Raw genomic sequence first — 18516 nt, 5'->3', positions numbered from 1 at the left:
AGGACGCCGCGATCAGGGGCCTTCGTGGGCGAGGTGAGCGCTCAACCACTGCAGGGCGCTCGGCGTGACCCGCTTCCAGGTGTGCGGGTTGTGGCCGCCGCCCGGGACGAGGATCTTGTCCGTGGCCATGGGGGCCGCGGCGAGCTGGAGGAACTTCCGCGCCTCGCCGTAGTCCTTCTCGCCGTCCGGGCTGGTCGTGACGAGCACGGAGATCGGGGGCGGCGGCAGATGCTGCAGCCGCCAGATCAGGCTGTTGTCCGTCTTGACCTGCTTGCTGCCGCCGTACAGGTCGCCGGTCTGCCAGTCCTGCCGCGGGTAGAAGTAGCCGGCCATCGAGACCGCCGCGGTGAACCGGTCGGAGTGCGTCATGGCGAGCTTGACCGCGCAGTATCCGCCGGTCGAGTCGCCCATCACGCCCCAGCTCCGGTAGCCGTTCGCGACGCGATAGGTGGACGCGAGGCGTTCGGGCAGGTCCTGGGAGTAGAAGGTCAGCACCTGCGGGCCGCCCGGAACGTCCGTGCACTCGGTGTCCCTCGGCATGAGCGAGGTGGGCGTCGGGCGCAGCATCACGATGACCATCGGCTGCACCCGGCCGGCGTTCATCTCCTTGGCGGCGGTGGCCGGAACGTTCAGCCGGGTGATGAGCTGCTCGGGGACGCCGGGGAAGCCCGTGAAGTCGAACATCACCGGGAAGTGGCGCTTGTCGAACTTCTTCTGGAAGTACTGCGGAGGCAGGTAGACGTACGCCTGGGTGGTGAGCCCCGTGCGCTCGCCGCGGATCTCGACCTGCTCGATCTGGCCGTCCTTGGCGGGGGCGCCCTTCTTCTTCTGGCCGATGGTCGTCACCTGGCGGGCCAGGGGCCGCCCGGTTCCCTGGGGCTCGCTCGGGCCGCTGCTGTTGTTGTTCAGCTGCACGTTCACGCCCTGGTTGTTGGTGCCGAACAGGTCGGACCAGGAGGCGTAGAACAGGAAGTAGTTGTTCACCCCGGCGAGCAGCACCGCGATCAGCGCGACCTGCGCGGTCAGGAACAGCCCGATCCGGGCGAGGAACGCCCCGATGCCGGATCCGGCGAACTTCGGCCACCACCAGATGATGACGGCCGTCACCGCCACGGCCACCACGATCAGAAAACCGAAGAAGCCCCCGCTCGTCAGTCCCACTGGTGTCCTCTCAGATCCGGCACGCTCGCCGACGGAACGCGCCCGAAACTCATCGAGCTCTCAGCATGGCTCAATGCCGGGCTCAGCCGACTACGGTATCCGGGAACGCGCGCTTCCCTATACAAGATGCCTGCGCCACCGGAAAAGTTGCCCAGAAGCCGCAAATCAGTCAGGCCAGGCCAGTATCCGGACGTGTGGGCTATCGGCCGGTAAACCTCAGGTCAGCGGCACGGATACTCCCCGGGGCGTACGCCCGATGCCGACCGCGACCGGATGCCCGCCGCGCGGTCGCATCCTAGAGTCCAGCTGTGAGTACGCGATGGCGGCCCGGTGCGCTGCCGGTATGGGCCGTTCCGCCGATCATCGGCCTCGTCCAGGTGATGAGCTCGACCGGCGCCGACCTCCACGTGCGCTACCAGGCCCGGCACCTGGACACGCTCGCCTACGCGCTGCTCATCGCCGGGCCGGTCGCCCTGCTCGCGCGGCGGCGTCTCCCGGTCGCCGCGCTCGCGGTCGTGTTCGCCGTGACCGGCTGCTACCTCCTCCGCGGGTACGTCGCCGGGCCGGTCTTCCTGAGCATGGTCGTCGCCGTCGTGGCGGCGGTGGGCGCCGGGCGCCGCATCGCCACCTGGGCCGTCACGGGCACCGGGTTCGCCGTGCTCACCGTGCTGGGCGAACTGACGCCGTTCGGGCCGTTCCGGCCGCGCGTCTGGACGTCCGGGCACGCCCTGATCGGCCTGGCCTGGCTGCTGCTCGTGCTGACCGGCGCCGAACTGGTGCGCATCCGCAGCGAACGCGCGGCCGAGGCGCGCCGTACCCGCGCGGAGGAGGAGCGCCGGCGGGCCAGTGAGGAACGGCTCCGCATCGCGCGCGAACTGCACGACGTCCTGGCGCACAACATCTCGATGATCAACGTGCAGGCGGGGGTGGCCCTGCACCTCATGGACGAACGCCCCGAACAGGCGCGGACGGCCCTGGCCGCCATCAAGGAGGCGAGCAAGGAGGCGCTGGCCGAGGTCCGCTCCGTGCTCGGCGTACTGCGGCAGGTGGACGAGGACGCGCCCCGCGCGCCCACCGCCGGCCTGGGCCGCCTCGACGACCTGGTCTCCCGCGCGCGGGCGGCGGGCATCACCGTCCGGACCAGCGTGACCGGGCGGCCGTACCCACTGCCCGCCGGGATCGACCTGGCGGCGTTCCGCATCCTCCAGGAGGGTCTGACGAACGTGACGCGGCACGCCGGGCCGGGCGTCACCGCCACCGTGCGTGTCGCGTACGGCGCGGGCGAGCTCGCGCTGGAGGTCGAGGACGACGGGCGCGGCGCGCCCGGGGACCTGCCCGGCGGAGGCGACGGCATCCCCGGGATGCGCGAACGCGTCACCGCCCTCGGTGGTGAGATCGTGGCGGGGCCGCGGCCGGGCGCCGGCGGTTTCCGGGTACACGCGACCCTTCCGGTGCCCGTGGACGAGACGAGGGCGGGGATCCCCGCTCAGGACGCGGCGGGGGCACCCGCCGGTGACGAGGAGCACGATTGATCCGCGTACTGCTCGCCGACGACCAGGCACTGGTACGGGCGGGGTTCCGGGCACTGCTCGACGCGCAGCCCGACGTCGAGGTCGTCGCCGAGGCCGGAGACGGCGCCGAGGCCGTGCGCCTGGCCCGGCGGGAACGACCCGACGTCGTGCTGATGGACATCCGGATGCCGGTCCTGGACGGCCTGGCCGCGACCCGCGAGATCGTGGGCGACGACCGGCTGGCGGGTACCCGTGTCGTCATCCTCACGACGTTCGAGCTCGACGAGTACGTCTTCGAGGCGATCCGCGGCGGCGCCAGCGGCTTCCTCGTCAAGGACACCGAGCCGACCGATCTGATCAGGGGCGTACGGGAGGTCGCCTCCGGCGACGCGCTGCTGTCGCCGAGCGTGACCCGCCGCCTCATCGCGGAGTTCGCCGCGAAGGCCAGGAAGCCCCGGTCCGCCGCGGAGCTCCGCGGCCTGACCGACCGGGAGCGCGAGGTCATGGCACTGGTGGCGGAGGGGTTGTCGAACGAGGAGATCGCCCGGCGCCTGGTCGTCAGCCCCGCGACCGCCAAGACCCACGTGAGCCGGACGATGGTGAAGCTGCACGCCCGCGACCGCGCCCAGCTCGTCGTGATGGCGTACGAGACCGGCCTGGTCAAACCCGGATGGCTGCAGTAGGACCGGCGTCGAGGACGGCCGGCGCGAGCCCGGTCACCGCGGCGGCGAGGCGCGCCCGCCGGACGCGCGGTCACCCCACCGGCGTGGCGCACCCGCAGGGCGCCGGCGCCCAGCCCGCCGCCGACCGGGTGGCCAGGCGGAACCAGACGGTCTTTGATCCGGCGGCGTAGGTCACGCCCCAGGCCGCGGCGAGCAGCATGGGCATCAGCAGCCCGCGGCCGCTGACGCTGAGGTCGTCCGCCTCGCGGGGTGCGGGGAGCAGCCGTGCCGGGTCGTGGTCCACCACCTCCACCTGCACGGAGCGGTCGTCCACGCGGCAGACCACCTCGAACGGGGTTCCGGCGTGTGTGACGGCGTTGGTCGCCAGTTCGCTCGTCAGCAGCACCGCGTCGTCGAGCGCGTCCTCGGCTCCCCACGCCGTGAGCGCGTCCCGGACGAACCGGCGCGCCTGCGCCACGGCGGTGCGGTCCGCCGGATAGGCCGCCCGCACAGTCGTATGCACGGGAACTCCCTTCACGAGGTCTCTCGCCTCACCTGCGCCTTACATCGTGACAGAGAGTGGTGATCGATTACTCATTGTGAGAGAAATGGCGGCCGGTCGCCGGGTGCGCGTCACCGGGCTCCCGGCTGGAAGGACCTGAACACCTCGTCGAAGTAGGTGCGGGCCGTCTTCCCGCTGCCGTCGGCGGCCATGATGGAGTACTGCGTCCGACCCACGGTGAAGCCCCGGTCGATGGCGTACAGCGTCCCGTGGCTGCCCGCGGTCCAGCTGTACTCGGCGTCGCCCGCCTCCCAGCCGCGCTCCGTCACGGCATGCGGCCTGGCGACCCACTGGAACCCCGGGAGGTTGTCCGGGGCCTTCCGGCCCCACTGCACCCAGTGCTGCACCGGGTCGGACGTCTTCCAGGGGATCGTGTCCACCTGGACGCGGCTCCCCGTGGCCTGGTCGATCCAGAGCTCGGACTGCGAGGTGTTGATCATGTGCTGCCATTTCCTGGGGACCACGAGCGTCGACCCGTCCTGGGTGGTGACCTTGTGGTACCCCGCCGGCACGGTCGGAGCCGGGGTCTTGCTCACCGAACGGCTCGCCGACGGGGACGGCTGCTTCGTTCCCGCGTCGAACGGCGTCGGCGTCCGTTCGCCGCCGCCGGAGTAATCGATCGGCAGCGCCAGGCCGATCGCGACCGCGACGATGACGGCGGCCAGGGTGATCGCCACCGCCCTCCTCCGCGATACGCGCGTTCGGGTCGCGACGGGCGCCGTGGCCCGGTCGTAGGCCCGCATCCACGCCTCGTCCTGGGGGGCGAAGGCGGGGCCCGAGGGCCCGGCGGGATCCGGGGCCGGCGGGCCGCCCGGATCCGGGCCGCCGACGCCTGTCGGGGCGAAGTCCCGCGCCGTGGCCGGGTCGTAGGTCCGCCCGCCCGCCAGGGGGTCCGCCATGGCGGCGGAGGGATGCCGCGGCGGCGGAGGGGTGTCGGCGGCGAGGCGCCAGGGGACCGGCGGCCCCTCAGGTCCGGTCCCCGCGCCGTTGCCCGCCCCCGGCCCGGTGCCCGCCGCCGGGGCGCCGCCCATCCCCGGCCCGTTGCCCCGCCCCGTGCCCATCGCCGATCCGGGACCCGTCCCCGGCCCCGTGCCCATCACCGGCCCGTTGCCCGCCGCCGGGGAGTCGCCGGGCGCCGGACCGGAGGTGGGCAGCGGGCTGGTGCCGTGGGCGGCACGGGTCAGGCCCTCCGCGGTCTGGTCCGCCGTCAGGCGCCGCGCCGGGTCCTTGTCGAGCAGGCCCATGAGCACCGGCGCGAGCGGCCCGGCGTGGCGGGGCGGCGGCGCCTCCTCCGAGAGCACCGAGGCGAGCGCGGCCATCGCCTCGCTCCGGTGGTGCGGCGACCGTCCCTCCACGGCGGCGTAGAGGGTCGCGCCGAGCGACCACAGGTCGGAGGCGGGTGAGGCCTTGTCACCGCGCGCCCGCTCGGGGGCGATGTAGGCGGGCGACCCCATGATCAGACCGGTCTGGGTCAGCGTCGAGTCGCCCTCCATCGTCGCGATGCCGAAGTCGGTGATGACGACGCGGGTGGAGCGGGAGATCGGTTCGTCCGCCGCCCCGGCGAGCAGCACGTTGGCCGGTTTGACGTCCCGGTGGGTGATGCCCGCGGCGTGCGCCGTGCGCAGGGCGGCGAGCACCTGAGCGCCGATCTCGGCGACCTGGGCCGGCGGGAGCCGGCCCTCCTCGTCGATGACCTCCTGCAGGGACCGTGCCTGGACGAACTCCATGACGATGCAGGGACGGCCGTCCTCCTCGACCACGTCGTGCACCGTGACGATCCCCGGGTGGTTCAGCCGGGCCGCCGAGCGCGCCTCGCGGAGCGTGCGCTCGTACATCACCTTGCGCTCGTCGTCGCTCAGTCCGGGTGGGAAGAGCACCTCCTTGACGGCGACGTCGCGCGCCAGGAGGTCGTCATGGGCCCGCCATACGGTGCCCATGCCTCCTCGCCCGATGTGCGAGAGCAGTCGGTAACGACTGCCCAGTACGGAACCCTCCCCCAGTGGCATAGCTAGGGACGATACCGATCAGGAGCGACGGATCGGCATCGTTTGCGGCGAGTCACCGCACGAGAGTAAGGATGATCAGACCGATCACGATAACGGCGACGACGACCGCGATCGCCAGGTTGCCGTGCCGTCCCGAGAGCCAGACCGGCCGCGCGTCCCCGGCCGCCGCCGCGCCGCGGCCGGCGCCGTCGACCGGGGTGCGCCCGCCCGCCGGGTCGTCGGCCGCCGTCTCACCTGGATCCACCGGAGTCATGACCTGGCCGGTGACCGGCATGCCCGCGGGGTCGCCCGAGTCCGTCAGCGTGGCCGCGGCGGCCTGGGCCCCGGCCGTCTCCAGCACCCGGGTCGAGCCCGAGGTGTCCATGAGGATCCGGTCGAGCATCACCCCGGCCTCCGCCGCGGTCAGCCGCGTCTCCTGGTCCTTGCGGAGCAGGCCGGCGATCACGGGGGCCAGCGGCCCGGCGTGCGGGGCCGGGGGTGGCTCCTCGGTGAGGACGGCCACCAGGCTCGCCATCGCCTCGGTCCGCTCGAAGGGCGACTTGCCCTCCACGGCCGCGAACAGCGTCGCGCCGAGCGACCACAGGTCGGAGGCGGGCACCGCCTGACGGCCCTTGGCTCGCTCGGGGGCGATGTAGGCCGGAGAGCCGATCAGCATGCCGGTCTGGGTGAGCGTCGCGTCGCTCTGCGCCCGGGCGATGCCGAAGTCGGTCAGCACGGCCCGGATCGACCGCCCGTCGATGACCAGGACGTTGCTCGGTTTGACGTCGCGGTGCAGGATGCCCGCCTCGTGCGCGGTCATCAGGGCGCTCAGCATCTGCCGCCCGATCTCGGCGGCGCGCCTGGGCGAGAGCGGGCCGTCCTGTTTGATCATCTGCTCGAGGGAGCGGGCCCGGATCAGCTCCATCACGATCCAGGGCCGGCCGTCCTCTTCGACGACGTCGAAGACGGCGACGACGCCGGGATGACTGAGCCGGGCGGCGGTGCGCGCCTCGCGGAAGGTCCGCTTGTGCTGGATCTCCCGCTCTTCGTCGGAGAACCCGTGCGGGAGGATCACCTCTTTGACGGCGACGTCGCGGCCGAGGGCTTCATCTCGGGCGTGCCAGACCGTCCCCATGCCGCCACGGCCTACTTCGGTGAGCAGGCGGTAACGCTGGGCAAGAAGGGGTTTTTCCGGCATAGTCCATGCACGATACCGACAGGCGGAGCGTTCATTTGGCCTGACGCTCACCTAATCCCCGGTACAAAGAAAGAATGTGCGGCATGACGACGAGGGTGCGATGAAGACCACGGTGGCCCGGACGTGGCAGCGGGTGATCGAGGCCGTACCCACCGCTCTGTTCTGGTATCTCCGGGTTTCTGGCGTTTTGTCCGTTCTGGCGTGGTTGTCGTCCGGGCTCATCCAGTGGCTGTCCGGCATCTGGGTGCTGCGCTCGATCAACTACTTCGGGTGGTACTCCAGCCTCCCGTACGGCCTGCTGCTCATCCTGCTGTCGGTCGGCGTCCGCCGGCGCAAGAAGGCCGCCTGGCGGATCAGCGTGGTCTTCTTCCTGCTGTTCTTCGGCGTCTGGGCACTCGCCAGTACCTCAGGCGGCGGGGGCGAGCTCACCACGGCCGCCGCGTTCGGCGGCATCGTGGTGCTCCTCGTCGCCGCGCGCGGGCAGTTCTCCGCCCTGCCGGACCGCGCCAACCGGCGCCTCGCCCTCCTGGTCTTCACCGGGCTGCTCGTCGTCGGCGGCGTGATCGGCACCAGCCTGGTCTTCCTCACCGACCGCGACCCGCGCGGCGCCGAGTGGACCCACCTGGTGTACGCCGGCCTGCAGACGCTCCTCGGCGCGGGCATCAGCGGCGATGAGCTGTACGTCGACGTCCCCGGCTGGGTCGACGGCATCCTCGGCGTGCTCGGCAGCGGCCTGCTCGTGGTCACCGTGTGGGCGCTGTTCCGGCCCGGCCAGCGCCGCGCCGTCCTCACGCCCGACGAGGAGCTCCCGGCGCGCTCCCTGCTCGCCGAGTGGGGCGACCAGGACTCCCTGGGCTACTTCGCGCTCCGCCGCGACAAGGACATCATCTTCTCCCCCAACGGCCGGGCCGGCATCTCGTACCGCGTCGAAGGCTCGGTCTCCCTCGCCGCCGGCGACCCGCTCGGCGACCCGGAGGCCTGGGACGCCGCGATCAAGGAGTGGCTCGCCGAGTGCCGCGCGCACGCCTGGATCCCCGGCGTGATCGGCGCCAGCGAGCGCGCCGCCGCCGCGTACGGCCGGTGCGGGCTCGACGCCCTCGAACTCGGCGACGAGGCGATCCTGGACCTGCGGGAGTTCAACCTCGAGGGCCGCGACATGCGGCAGGTGCGCCAGGCCGTCCGCCGCGTGGAACGTGCCGGTTACACCGTACGGATCCGCCGGCACGGCGCGATCGGCCCCGAGGAGATGGCCGAGCTGATCGCCGACGCCGACCGGTGGCGCGACGGCCACACCGAGCGCGGGTTCTCCATGGCACTCGGCCGCCTCGGCGACCCGACCGACGAGCGCTGCGTGATGGTCGAGGCGTTCGACGGCGTGGGACGGCGGCGCGGCCTGCTCAGCTTCGTCCCCTGGGGGCGGTCCGGCCTCTCCCTGGACCTGATGCGCCGCGACCGCGACGCCGAGAACGGCCTCAACGAGTTCATGGTCGCCAAGCTCGCCGAGAACGCCGCCGTCATCGGCGTCACCCGCGTCTCGCTGAACTTCGCCATGCTGCGCTCGGTGTTCGAACGCGGCTCGGCGATCGGCGCCGGGCCCGTCAGCCGGCTGGCGTACCGCCTGCTGTCCTTCGCCTCGAAGTTCTGGCAGCTCGAGTCGCTCTTCCTGGCGAACGCCAAGTACAACCCGGTCTGGACGCCGCGGTTCGTGTGCTTCGAGCAGAACCGCGAGCTCATCCGGATCGGCCTGGCCATGGCCCGCGCCGAGGGGTTCCTGCCGACGCCGTTCGGCCCTCGCCTCGACACGCCGACCCCGTTTCTCGCGCTGGTCGAGCGGATCAAGGCGATCGAGGCGTCCGCGGAGGCCGCCCGCATGCCGACGCGGCGCCTGTCCGAGCAGGAACGGGTCCGCCACGCCAAACTCGACCGGCTGCGCGAGGCCGGCATCGAGCCCTACCCGCTCGGCTTCGCGCGCACGGCCACCGCGGCCGAGGTCCGGGAACGGTTCGGCGGCCTGGCCCCCGACGCGCACACGGGCGAGCAGGTCGCGATCGCCGGCCGGGTCATGCTCGCCCGCGAGCACGGCAGGCTGATCTTCGCCCAGCTACGCGACGAGACCGGCGACCTGCAGGTGATGCTCGCCGCGGACGTCCTCGATGCCGAGGCCCTGCGGGCGTGGAAGCAGCTGATCGACCTCGGTGACCAGGTCGGAGTGCGCGGGGAGGTCGTCACCTCCCGCACGGGCGAGCTGTCGGTGCTGGCCTCCGCCTGGACCCTCACCGCCAAGTGCCTGCGCCCCCTCCCCAGCGGCTTCAACGCGCCCGGCAAGACCCTGTCCGACGAGACCCGGGTACGGCAGCGGTACGTCGACCTGATCGTCAACGACGACAGCCGGCGCATGCTCCGCATGCGCGGCGACGTCGTCACGGCCCTGCGCGACCGCCTGCGCCGGGAGGGCTTCCTCGAAGTCGAGACGCCGATGCTGCAGCCGGTGCACGGCGGCGCGGCCGCGAGGCCGTTCACCACCCGGATGAACGCCTACAACATGGACCTCTTCCTGCGGATCGCGCCCGAGCTGTACCTCAAGCGGCTGCTCGTCGGCGGCGCCGGCAAGGTCTTCGAGCTGAACCGCAACTTCCGCAACGAGGGCGTGTCCCCCCGACACAACCCCGAGTTCACGATGCTGGAGGCGTACGAACCGTACGGCGACTACGACACGATGGCGGTGCTGACCCGCGAACTCGTCACCGACGCGGCCCGCGCGGCGACCGGAACGACCGTCGTCGTCCGTGACGGCGTCGAATACGACTTCGGCGAGCCGTGGCGCGAGATCACCGTGTACGGCTCGGTGTCCGAGGCGCTCGGCGAGCAGGTCACACCGGGAACCTCGCTGCGCACGGTGCAGAAGCACGCCGACCGGGTCGGCCTCGCGTACGACCCGTCGTGGGAACAGGGCAAGCTCGTCCAGGAGCTGTTCGAGGCGCTGGTGGAGCACACGCTGCAGGCGCCGACCTTCGTCCGCGACTACCCGGCCGCCACCTCGCCCCTCACCCGCCCGCACCGCGACGACCCGCGGCTCGCCGAGAAGTGGGACCTCATCGTCTTCGGCCTGGAGCTCGGCACGGCGTACTCCGAGCTCATCGACCCGATCGTCCAGCGCCGCAACCTCACCGAGCAGTCGCTGCTGGCCGCCGGCGGCGACCCGGAGGCCATGGACCTGGACGAGGACTTCCTGCGGGCCCTGGAGTACGGCATGCCGCCCTCCGGCGGCCTCGGCATGGGCGTCGACCGGCTGCTCATCACGCTGACCGGCCGCAACATCCGCGAGACCATCCCCTTCCCGCTGCTCCGGCCGGGGTCCTGACGAGGGCGGCGACTTCCGCAACCGGCGATCAGCCCTCGCGAACGCCTATACAGTCGGTGTCGTGAGCGACAAGGACGACAACGTCACACGGCTCCCGACGAGCGAGGTGGAGGGGTACGACGACCTCCTCGAATTCGACGCGGACGAGTTCCTGCGAGAGTGGCAGGAGGCCGACCGTGCGGCGGTGGAGATCCTACGAGAGGCACTGCCCGAGGTCGTGGCCACCGCCGTTCCCGCCGAGCAGCTGCGCCGGGCCGCCGAGGGCATCCGCCGTGGTCTGAAGGACTGGCCCCACCGCCACCTGGCCACGGCCGCCGGCTGGCGCGGGGGGCCGCCCGCGGACGACGAGATCCTGTGGACCCAGGCCGCCGGAGCACTGATCGCCATGAACGGCGAGTCGGGCCTCGGCACCCACGAGGAGAGCGCGCTGATGACCCTCCAGCACGCGGACTGGGCGGGTGCGGTGATCGGCCTGGCCCGGGCCGGCGTCGGCGCACGGGCCCACCCCTCGGACCTGTTCTCGTACGCGGACCGCTGCCCCGAGATCGAAGGCTCCTACGACCCGGACGACCGCGAACCGGTCGAGCAGGGATTCGAGCTGATCGTCCCCGTCTGGGAGGCCGTCGGCGCCCTGGACGAGCACCGGCGCCTCACGCCGCTCGGGCACTGGGGCCTGCCCCGCGCCCTGGCGTGGGCCTGGGACGGCTCCCTCGACGAGGGCTGAGATGTGTGAGAGGGCCGCGCCGCCGGACCGGCGCGGCCCTCTCAGTTCCAGCCGTAGCCGGAGACCCTGTGACAAGAATGTGGATTTCGGGCCGACCGCACTAGATCCTGCGGTCCCCATCCGAACCGGGACTCCGGTCCCAATCCCCCGCGCCGGAGCGGGTCAGGCGGCGCCGGCCGGCAGGTCTTCGAGCAGCACGGGCACGAGACGGTCCTCCCGGACCGCGCACCCCTCCCTGACCATCTCGACCGCGAGGCGCTCGTCCCAGGGCGTGGCGGCGCGCGCGCCACGCAGCGGATCGCGGGCCACCCGCACGGCCTCCAGATAGTCCTCGGCGCCCATGCGCCAGGGCAGCGCGGCATACCGGTGCACGGCCGCGGCCGTCATGCGCAGCGCCGCCCAGTCGAAGTCGCCGTGCCACCGGATCCGGGCCCCGGCGGCCGCCGCCGCGCTGAGAAGCCGGCGACAGGCCACGGACGCCCGGCCCTCCGTGCACACCAGCGCGGCGCATTCCGGACCCAGCCGGGCGGCCGCCGCGCGGACCACCGCCGGACTCTGGCAGACGAAGACCTCCCCCGCCCGCGGCGTCAGCGGACCGCTCATCAGCTGCTGCAGCGTGGCCCGGAACGGCAGCCCCGCGGCCGCCGCCTCCCCCAGCCACCGGGCGACCGCGTGATCCTCGGCCACGCGCAGGTTGAGGACCAGGACCTGGCTCGTCAGGTCGTCGACGAGGACGCCCGCGTCGTTCCAGATCCTGTGCTCGGCCGCCCGGTCGGACGGCTGCGACGCCCCCTGCCAGAGCCGCAGCGCCCGTAGTACCAGGTCGGACAGCGGAGTGGCGTACAGCGCCGTCGCGTCACCCGTCGCCCACTCCGCGAGCACCGGGAGCGGCAGGTCCTCGGCGGGCAGCCGGTCGAGCACGGCGGCGGCCTGCGCGAAGAGCCCGCCCCGCCCCTGCCGTACGAGCCGGGCGGCGGTCCCGTCCCGCGAGAGCCCCCCGAGCCACGCCGAATACCACCCCTCGCCGGCGTGCCGCCCACCCAGCGCGGCCCGCAGCGCCGCGGCCATGCCCTCCGGCGGCCGCGGCGCGTCGATCCACGCGAGCGCGGCCAGCAGACCGGTGCCGTACGTGCGGCGCAGCATGCGGTCGAGGTCGCTCATGGCAACGGTCAGCCGCCGTGCCAGCGGCCCGTTCGGAGGGGAATCGGTGATCCGGGCGACGAGCCGCCGTTCGTCAGCGGAGGGATCGGTGAGCGCGATGACCCCGACCGGTTCCCCGCCGGTCGTCGTCAGCCGGCGGCGGGCCGCGGCCAGCAGCCGCCGCCACTCCGCCTCCCGCAGCTCGTCGAGCGTCCCCACGGAATCAGTCTGCCCCGGACGGGCGCCCGGCGGGCGTCTCCGGCCTCGCCGCCGTCATCGGCGCCGCCGGCCCGGCCCGTGCCGTCGGTGACCCGGCCGCCGGTCTCGCCGAACACGCCGGCGCCGTCGCGAGCCGTCGTGTCGCGTGCCGCCAGTACCGTCAGTACCGTCAGTGCCGTCGTCGGAGATGGCGGGCCGGAGCGCCTCAGCCGCCGGTCGCGGCGCTCGTGGTCGACGCGATCACCGCGGCGGATATCGAGGCCATCACGGCGGCCTGGATCGACGCGATGACCTTCGCGACCGCCCGGCCGGCCCACTGCTCCTCGGTGATCTCCTTGACGCGGGCCCGCAGGACCTTGCCGTCGACGTCCGGGAACGCCTTGCGGTCGAGGCGGCAGGCGTGGACGATCGCGAGCAGGGCGCTGGACCGTACGTCGGCCGGAGCGCCGCCCAGCACCGCCCGGAGCCGGGCGCGCAGCTCCTGCTCGGGCCGCGGATCCCGCTCCGGGTAGTTCGTGCGCTTGACGAAGAGCACCCGGCGCTCGCGCTCCTCCAGGACGCCCATCGCCACGAGCCGGGCCAGGCGCCGCTTCCGTACCTCGTCCCGGCGGCTCTTGTTCACCCAGTGCTCGGCCTTGCGGGGCCTGCCGTCCGCCGCGATCCGCGCCAGGAGCGCATCGAGGTCGGGATCGCCGGTCGGCGACGCGTCGGCCACGGCGATGCGCCCGTCGGCGAGTCGTACGCGTTCGGCCAGGGCGAGCTCCGCCAGCAGCGCACCCGCCACACCGCAGTCCAGCTCGGCGGACCCGATCATCGCGACGCCGTCCTGCTCCCGGAGCGCCAGCAGGAGGAGTTCATCGGCCAGTGTCAGCATTCATCCACCCCTCATGGCTCGATGCCCTCTCCGACGCCGCCGCCCTCCCCGGGGTTCCCGTGCCGGGCCCCGCCCGCCCGGCGAGGCGAGCGGGGAGACGGACCGGTCCGCACCCCGCTCGCCGGTCTCGGGTCAGAACGGCAGGCCGCTCCACGCGACGACGAACCGGCCCGCGTAGGCGATCTTCTGCCACTGGGTCGCCTTCAGCGTGCGCTTGCCGTGCGCGGGGTCCCAGATCAGGTAGGTCGACTGGTTCCAGCTCGTGGTGTCGTCGAAGCCGTAGATCACCACGTAGTGGGCCATGGCCTTCGGCGCCTTCGGGTACCAGCTCTTCCTGGAATAGACGGTGATGACGACCGGTCCCTCACCGTAGGCGTAGGCGCCGCGCACCCCGTCCCAGAGGTTCGGGTTGGTGATGCTGCGGTACGCCTTGTACTTGGTGCCCTTACGCTTCCACGCCTTGTTGATGTAGTTGGTCATCTCCCGGCCCATCGCGATGGGCGAGGTGAAGCCGACCTTGTCGGTGCCCATCTTCTTCGCCAGGTAGCTCTGGGTGCTCGACGTGACCTTGACGCCCGTCTGATACGTCAGCGCCGAGGCGGCGGCGGCCGGGCCGCACCAGTTGCTCTTCTTCTGCTTCTGGCCCTTGATGGACATGGACTTCCAGTAGTGGGCCGCCGCGGTGACGTCCGCCGGCGGCTCCGCGAGCAGCTTGTAGTGATGGCCGTTCTCGACGACCTCCGAAGCGGCGGGCGCCGCCGCCGGCGCCGCCTGCGTGAAGGCAGGGGCCGGAGTTCGCGGAGCGGCGGAGGCGACCGACGGGCCGGCCGCCACGGCACCGGCCGTGACCAGTACGGAGGCGACACGAAGAGGAGTACGCGCCACGTCTTCTCCCGGGGAGAGGGGGGATGGGGCTGAAACTCCGGTGATCGTTTCACCCGGTATTCCGGCCCGATAGGGACTGAAGGTTCAATCGCCGCCATGACCACCGCCCCATCGCCCACCGGACCCCTATCGAGGACGGAGACGAAGGCTGAGCACGGTGATCACGGCCCGCTGCCGCGCCCGCCTCGGCCGCCGGGAAGTGTCGCAGCCGACAATTAGCCTCAGGGCATGTGACCCGGCCTCGCCCGGCCTGGTGGCGCGGGTCCGGACGCGACCACGGCGTCCACACTCGCGGAGTGCCTCGGTACGTCCCTGCCCTGGCTGCTCGGTCTGGTGCCCGCAGCCCGGGAGCGGACACGGTCACGCTCTGCGGCTGAACAGGGCCGGCGGGAGGTGCCGGGGAGGCGGCAGTGCTGATCCCTGGCGTCCGCCCTATCTCTCCGCTCGGCGGGCGCCAGGGATCAGCCGTTCTCGGGGTCTCCGTCAGGAGACCGTGCAGGCGGTTCCGTTCAGGGTGAAGGCCGACGGGGCGGCGGCGTTCCCGGTGTGGTTCGCCTGGAAGCCGAAGCTGGTCGACGCGCCCGGTGCCAGGGAGCCGTTGTAGGAGACGTTGGTCGCCGTCACCTGGCCGCTCGAACCGGTGAAGGCGGCGTTCCAGCCGGAGGTGATCGTCTGGCCGCCGTGGAGGGTGAAGGCGAGGGACCAGCCGTTGATCGCCGCGCTGCCGGTGTTCTTGATGGTGATGCTCTCGGTCAGGCCGGTGTTCCAGGCGCTCACCGTGTCACTGACCGCGCAGGGCCCCGACTCGCCCGGCGGGGTCGGCGTGGGGGTGGGAGTCGGGGTCGGCGTCGAACCGTCAGCGATGAGGCCCATGAACCGCAGGGCGAGCTCGCCCATCCCGGTCTGGTAGACGCCGTGACCGGCGCCCTGGACGCTGATCCCCTCGACCGGCGCGGTGGTTCCCGTCCCTCCGTACCGGGTGCGGGTCCACGAGGACTGCGGGTGGTCGGTGGAGCTCGGCGTCTGGCCGACACCGAGCACGTTGGTCCACTCCTTGATCTCCTCGCCGAAGTTGTTGTAGTTCAGCGTGGAGTCCGCCGTACCGTGCCAGACCTCCATACGCGGGCGGGGGCCGGTGTAGCCGGGGTAGGCGGCGCGAACCAGGTCGCCCCACTGCTGCGGCGTCTTGCTGATCTGGCCGTTCGCGCAGGCGCTGTTCCACATCGAGCCGTCGGTGGTGGCGAAGCAGGCGAACGGAACCCCGGCGAAGGCCGCCCCGGCCTTGAAGACGTCGGGATAGTCGCCGAGCAGCACGTTGGTCATCATCGCGCCGGAGGACTCGCCCGTGGCGTACACCCGGCTCGCGTCGGCGTTCCGGTGCTGCTCCTCCCACTGGACCATCGACATGATGCCGGCCGGGTCGCTGGTGCCGTTGTGCTTGAGCGCGCCGGCCGTCGACACGTCGAAGCAGGAGCCGCTGCGGGTGGCCGAGGGGTAGACGATGATGAAGCCGTACCTGTCCGCGAGCCGGGGGAACTCCGGGCGGCCCGAGTACATCGCCGGGCCAGAGCCGGTGCAGTAGTGCGAGACGACGAGGATCGCCGGGTGCGCCGCCACGGAGTTCGGCACGTACTCGTACATCCGTAGGTTCGTCGGGTTGTTGCCGAAGTTCGTCACCTCGACGAGCGACGCCGCCGACGCCTTGTGCATGGACACCAGCCCACCGGCCGCGGCCAGCAGGGCGGCGAGCAGTGTCGCCAGACCTCTCGTCTTCAGCTTCATGGCCGCCGTGGCTCCTCCTCCCGATGCGTGGGCTGGGTGGGACAGCACCGTGCGGTGTTCAGAAATCCGTTCGGTATGCCGGACGGGTCGAAACGGTAAGAACCGTTCGCCGGATGGGTCAACGTCACGGATGAGGAGGCGGCCCCGACCTGGGGGCCCGCGCGAAAGTTTCACGCCGGGCGGACCGGACCCGGCGCACCGGGGCGGGACCCACCGGTGGCCTCCGGTGCCCGGACCAGGCCGGACTCCCCGCTCCGCGGTGGCATCCGGTCCGATCGTTCTCCGGGTACGGGCGGGCTCCGTTGACAGTCCTGGGGCGCGATCTCAGCATGAGGCGACCTTGATCACCGGTGATTGGACTCCGATGAGGATGCGCCTACGTCCTGCCGTCGCCGCGACGCTGACCGCGTTCGTCGCGGCTCTCTCCCCGGCCGGGCTCGCGTCGGCCGGCCCGAGTGCGGCGGTTACACCGGTGAAGGTCACCGTGAACGCCCGCGCGGGGCTGGCGGCCATGCCCGGCACCGGGCTCGGCGTGAACGACGCGATCTGGGACGCCGAACTCGGCACCACCGCCGTGTCGGACCGGCTCAAGACGGCCGGCGTCCGGATGATCCGGTACCCGGGCGGCTCGTACGGCGACATCTACCACTGGAAGACGCACACCGCGCCCGGCGGATACGTCGCCCCGAACACCGACTTCGACACCTTCATGGCCTCCGTACGGCGGGTCGGCGCGCAGCCGATGATCATCGCGAACTACGGCACCGGGACGCCCGGGGAGGCGGCCGACTGGGTCCGGTACGCCAACGTGACCAAGGGGTACGCCGCGAAGTACTGGACGATCGGCAACGAGAACTACGGCAACGGCCACTACGGCTCCGGCTGGGAGGCCGACGACCACGCCGACAAGAGCCCGGCGGCGTACGCCCAGGGCGTCGTCGCGTACGCCGACGCGATGAAGGCGGCCGACCCCACGATCAAGGTCGGCGCCGTGCTCACCATGCCGGCGAACTGGCCGGACGCGGTGGTCGCCGACGGCGACGCGGCCAACTGGAACCAGACCGTGCTCTCCATCGCCGGACCGAAGATCGACTTCGTGGACGTGCACTGGTACCCGGGCGGCGGTACGGCGGGCGAGGCCCTGGCCAAGCCGGAGCAGATCGACGACGCCGTCTACCTGCTGCGGCGGCAGATCGCCCGGTACGCCGGTGCCGGGTCCGACCGCATCGGCATCAGCCTCACCGAGACGAACGTGGGCGTGGGCGAGGACACCCAGCCGGGCGCGCTGTTCCTCGCCGACGCGTACAGCGGGCTGCTCGCGAACGGCGTCTTCACCGTCGACTGGTGGGACGTCCACAACGGCATCGGCACGATCTCGACGGTGGCCGGCCAGACCGACTACGGCGACTTCGGCATGCTGTCCAGCGGCACCTGCACCTCCGACGGCGCGACCTGTGAACCGCCGCTCAACACGCCCTTCGCCCCCTACCACGGCCTGGCCATGATGAACGACTTCGCCCGCCCCGGCGACCGGTTCGTCCGGGCCGGCACCGACCAGGCCCTGGTCACCGCGCACGCCGCCCGCCGCCCGAACGGCGACCTCGCGGTCCTCCTGGTGAACAAGGACCCCGACAACGCCCACCCGGTGAGCATCGACTACGCCGGCTACACCCCCGCCGCCACGACGCCCACCGTCTTCTCGTTCGGGAACGGCGACACGGCCGTGCACTCGGCCCGGACCGGCAGCGCGACGAGCCAGACCCTGCCGCCGTACTCGCTGACCACGCTCGTCCTGCACCCGGCGGGCGAGCCCGCCGGAGCGCCTGCGGCGCCCGGCCTGCCGACCGCCTCGGCGGTCACCGACCGGACCGCGACGATCTCCTGGCCGGCGGCCGCCGCGGGAACGCACCCGATCGCCAAATACGAGGTGTACCGGCAGAACGGCACCACCAGCGAGGAACTCGGCGAGACCGCCGGCACGTCGATGACGGTTCGCAACCTCGACCCCGGCACCCGGTACACGGTGAACGTGCTGGCCCGCGACACCGCCGGGAAGGTGTCCTGGGCCTCGCCGCCGCTGACGTTCACCACCGGCAGTCCGGCGACCAGTGCGTGCACCGTCCGCTTCACCGACCAGAACGACTGGGCCAGCGGCTACGTCGCCGGGGTCGACGTCACCGACAACGGCCCCGACCCGCTCGACGGCTGGACCCTCACCTTCACCTGGCCGACCGGCCGCCAGCAGGTCGGCAGCGGCTGGAACGCCACCTGGACCCAGGACGGCCGGGACGTCAAGGCCACCAGCCTCGACACGAACGGGCGACTGGCCGCCGGCGCCACCGTGAGCATCGGCTTCGTCGGCGCCTACACCGGCCCGAACATCCCGCCGGGCGTGTTCCGCCTCAACGGCGAGGTCTGCACCACCACCGAGTGATCAAAAGTCACCGAAACC

Annotated in this window: 13 protein-coding genes; 5 read left to right on the top strand and 8 right to left on the bottom strand. The window is 72.3% G+C overall.

Going from position 1 to position 18516, the window contains the following annotated elements; genetic code table 11:
- Positions 1–12 precede the first annotated feature (12 nt).
- Positions 13–1161, bottom strand: a complete 1149-nt coding sequence (locus NE235_RS25110; protein ID WP_252807140.1) for an alpha/beta hydrolase — start codon at positions 1159–1161, stop codon at positions 13–15.
- 308 nt (positions 1162–1469) lie between these two features.
- On the opposite strand from NE235_RS25110, the gene NE235_RS25105 reads away from it, so the two are divergent.
- Together NE235_RS25105 and NE235_RS25100 are read left to right on the top strand one after the other, a co-directional pair.
- Positions 1470–2693 (top strand): sensor histidine kinase, encoded by a 1224-nt coding sequence (locus tag NE235_RS25105; protein ID WP_252807138.1) that lies wholly within the window; start codon positions 1470–1472, stop codon positions 2691–2693.
- Entirely contained in the window at positions 2690–3355 is a 666-nt protein-coding gene (locus NE235_RS25100; protein ID WP_252807136.1) for a response regulator, read from the top strand. The genes NE235_RS25105 and NE235_RS25100 overlap by 4 nt, the downstream gene beginning before the upstream one ends.
- Positions 3356–3425: 70 nt before the next feature.
- Here NE235_RS25100 and NE235_RS25095 read toward each other — a convergent pair whose 3' ends face one another.
- From NE235_RS25095 to NE235_RS25085, 3 genes are all read right to left on the bottom strand, one after another.
- Positions 3426–3857 carry an ATP-binding protein gene (locus NE235_RS25095; protein WP_252807134.1) on the bottom strand — a complete coding sequence of 144 codons (432 nt, stop codon included), beginning with the start codon at positions 3855–3857 and terminating at the stop codon, positions 3426–3428.
- Positions 3858–3967: 110 nt separating this feature from the next.
- Entirely contained in the window at positions 3968–5902 is a 1935-nt protein-coding gene (locus tag NE235_RS25090) for a serine/threonine-protein kinase (protein ID WP_289849166.1), read from the bottom strand.
- A gap of 52 nt (positions 5903–5954) precedes the next feature.
- Positions 5955–7079: a serine/threonine-protein kinase gene (locus tag NE235_RS25085; RefSeq protein WP_252807130.1), complete on the bottom strand. Its 1125-nt coding sequence runs from the start codon at positions 7077–7079 to the stop codon at positions 5955–5957.
- Between the two features lie 100 nt (positions 7080–7179).
- Here NE235_RS25085 and lysX point away from each other — a divergent pair, with 100 nt between their 5' ends.
- On the top strand, positions 7180–10440 hold the full coding sequence (lysX, locus tag NE235_RS25080) for a bifunctional lysylphosphatidylglycerol synthetase/lysine--tRNA ligase LysX (RefSeq protein WP_252807128.1): 3261 nt from the start codon (positions 7180–7182) through the stop codon (positions 10438–10440).
- 61 nt (positions 10441–10501) lie between these two features.
- Positions 10502–11164: a hypothetical protein gene (locus tag NE235_RS25075; protein ID WP_252807125.1), complete on the top strand. Its 663-nt coding sequence runs from the start codon at positions 10502–10504 to the stop codon at positions 11162–11164.
- Positions 11165–11326: 162 nt separating this feature from the next.
- On the opposite strand, the gene NE235_RS25070 is transcribed toward NE235_RS25075, so the two are convergent.
- From NE235_RS25070 to NE235_RS25055, 4 genes are all read right to left on the bottom strand, one after another.
- Entirely contained in the window at positions 11327–12523 is a 1197-nt protein-coding gene (locus NE235_RS25070) for a TIGR02679 family protein (protein WP_252807123.1), read from the bottom strand.
- A gap of 205 nt (positions 12524–12728) precedes the next feature.
- Complete coding sequence (locus NE235_RS25065) at positions 12729–13397, bottom strand: GOLPH3/VPS74 family protein (protein WP_252807121.1); 669 nt, start codon at positions 13395–13397, stop codon at positions 12729–12731.
- Positions 13398–13529: 132 nt separating this feature from the next.
- Positions 13530–14282: a C39 family peptidase gene (locus tag NE235_RS25060; protein ID WP_252807120.1), complete on the bottom strand. Its 753-nt coding sequence runs from the start codon at positions 14280–14282 to the stop codon at positions 13530–13532.
- Between the two features lie 483 nt (positions 14283–14765).
- Positions 14766–16064 (bottom strand): extracellular catalytic domain type 1 short-chain-length polyhydroxyalkanoate depolymerase, encoded by a 1299-nt coding sequence (locus tag NE235_RS25055; protein ID WP_252807118.1) that lies wholly within the window; start codon positions 16062–16064, stop codon positions 14766–14768.
- Between the two features lie 370 nt (positions 16065–16434).
- Here NE235_RS25055 and NE235_RS25050 point away from each other — a divergent pair, with 370 nt between their 5' ends.
- Positions 16435–18498 (top strand): cellulose binding domain-containing protein, encoded by a 2064-nt coding sequence (locus tag NE235_RS25050; RefSeq protein WP_252807116.1) that lies wholly within the window; start codon positions 16435–16437, stop codon positions 18496–18498.
- The last annotated feature ends 18 nt before the right edge of the window (positions 18499–18516 follow it).

This window comes from Actinoallomurus spadix, assembly GCF_024055725.1.
GTDB classification, from domain to species: Bacteria; Actinomycetota; Actinomycetes; order Streptosporangiales; family Streptosporangiaceae; genus Actinoallomurus; species Actinoallomurus spadix.
This window is presented reverse-complemented; position numbering and strand designations above follow the sequence as displayed.

Bases quoted from the DNA above. Each gene is read 5' to 3' on its own strand.
- NE235_RS25050 (WP_252807116.1), top strand. From the start codon at position 16,435: ATGCGCCTACGTCCTGCCGTCGCCGCGACGCTGACCGCGTTCGTCGCG.
- lysX (WP_252807128.1), top strand. From the start codon at position 7,180: ATGAAGACCACGGTGGCCCGGACGTGGCAGCGGGTGATCGAGGCCGTA.
- NE235_RS25090 (WP_289849166.1), bottom strand. From the start codon at position 5,902: ATGCCACTGGGGGAGGGTTCCGTACTGGGCAGTCGTTACCGACTGCTC.
- NE235_RS25055 (WP_252807118.1), bottom strand. From the start codon at position 16,064: ATGAAGCTGAAGACGAGAGGTCTGGCGACACTGCTCGCCGCCCTGCTG.
- NE235_RS25065 (WP_252807121.1), bottom strand. From the start codon at position 13,397: ATGCTGACACTGGCCGATGAACTCCTCCTGCTGGCGCTCCGGGAGCAG.
- NE235_RS25085 (WP_252807130.1), bottom strand. From the start codon at position 7,079: ATGCCGGAAAAACCCCTTCTTGCCCAGCGTTACCGCCTGCTCACCGAA.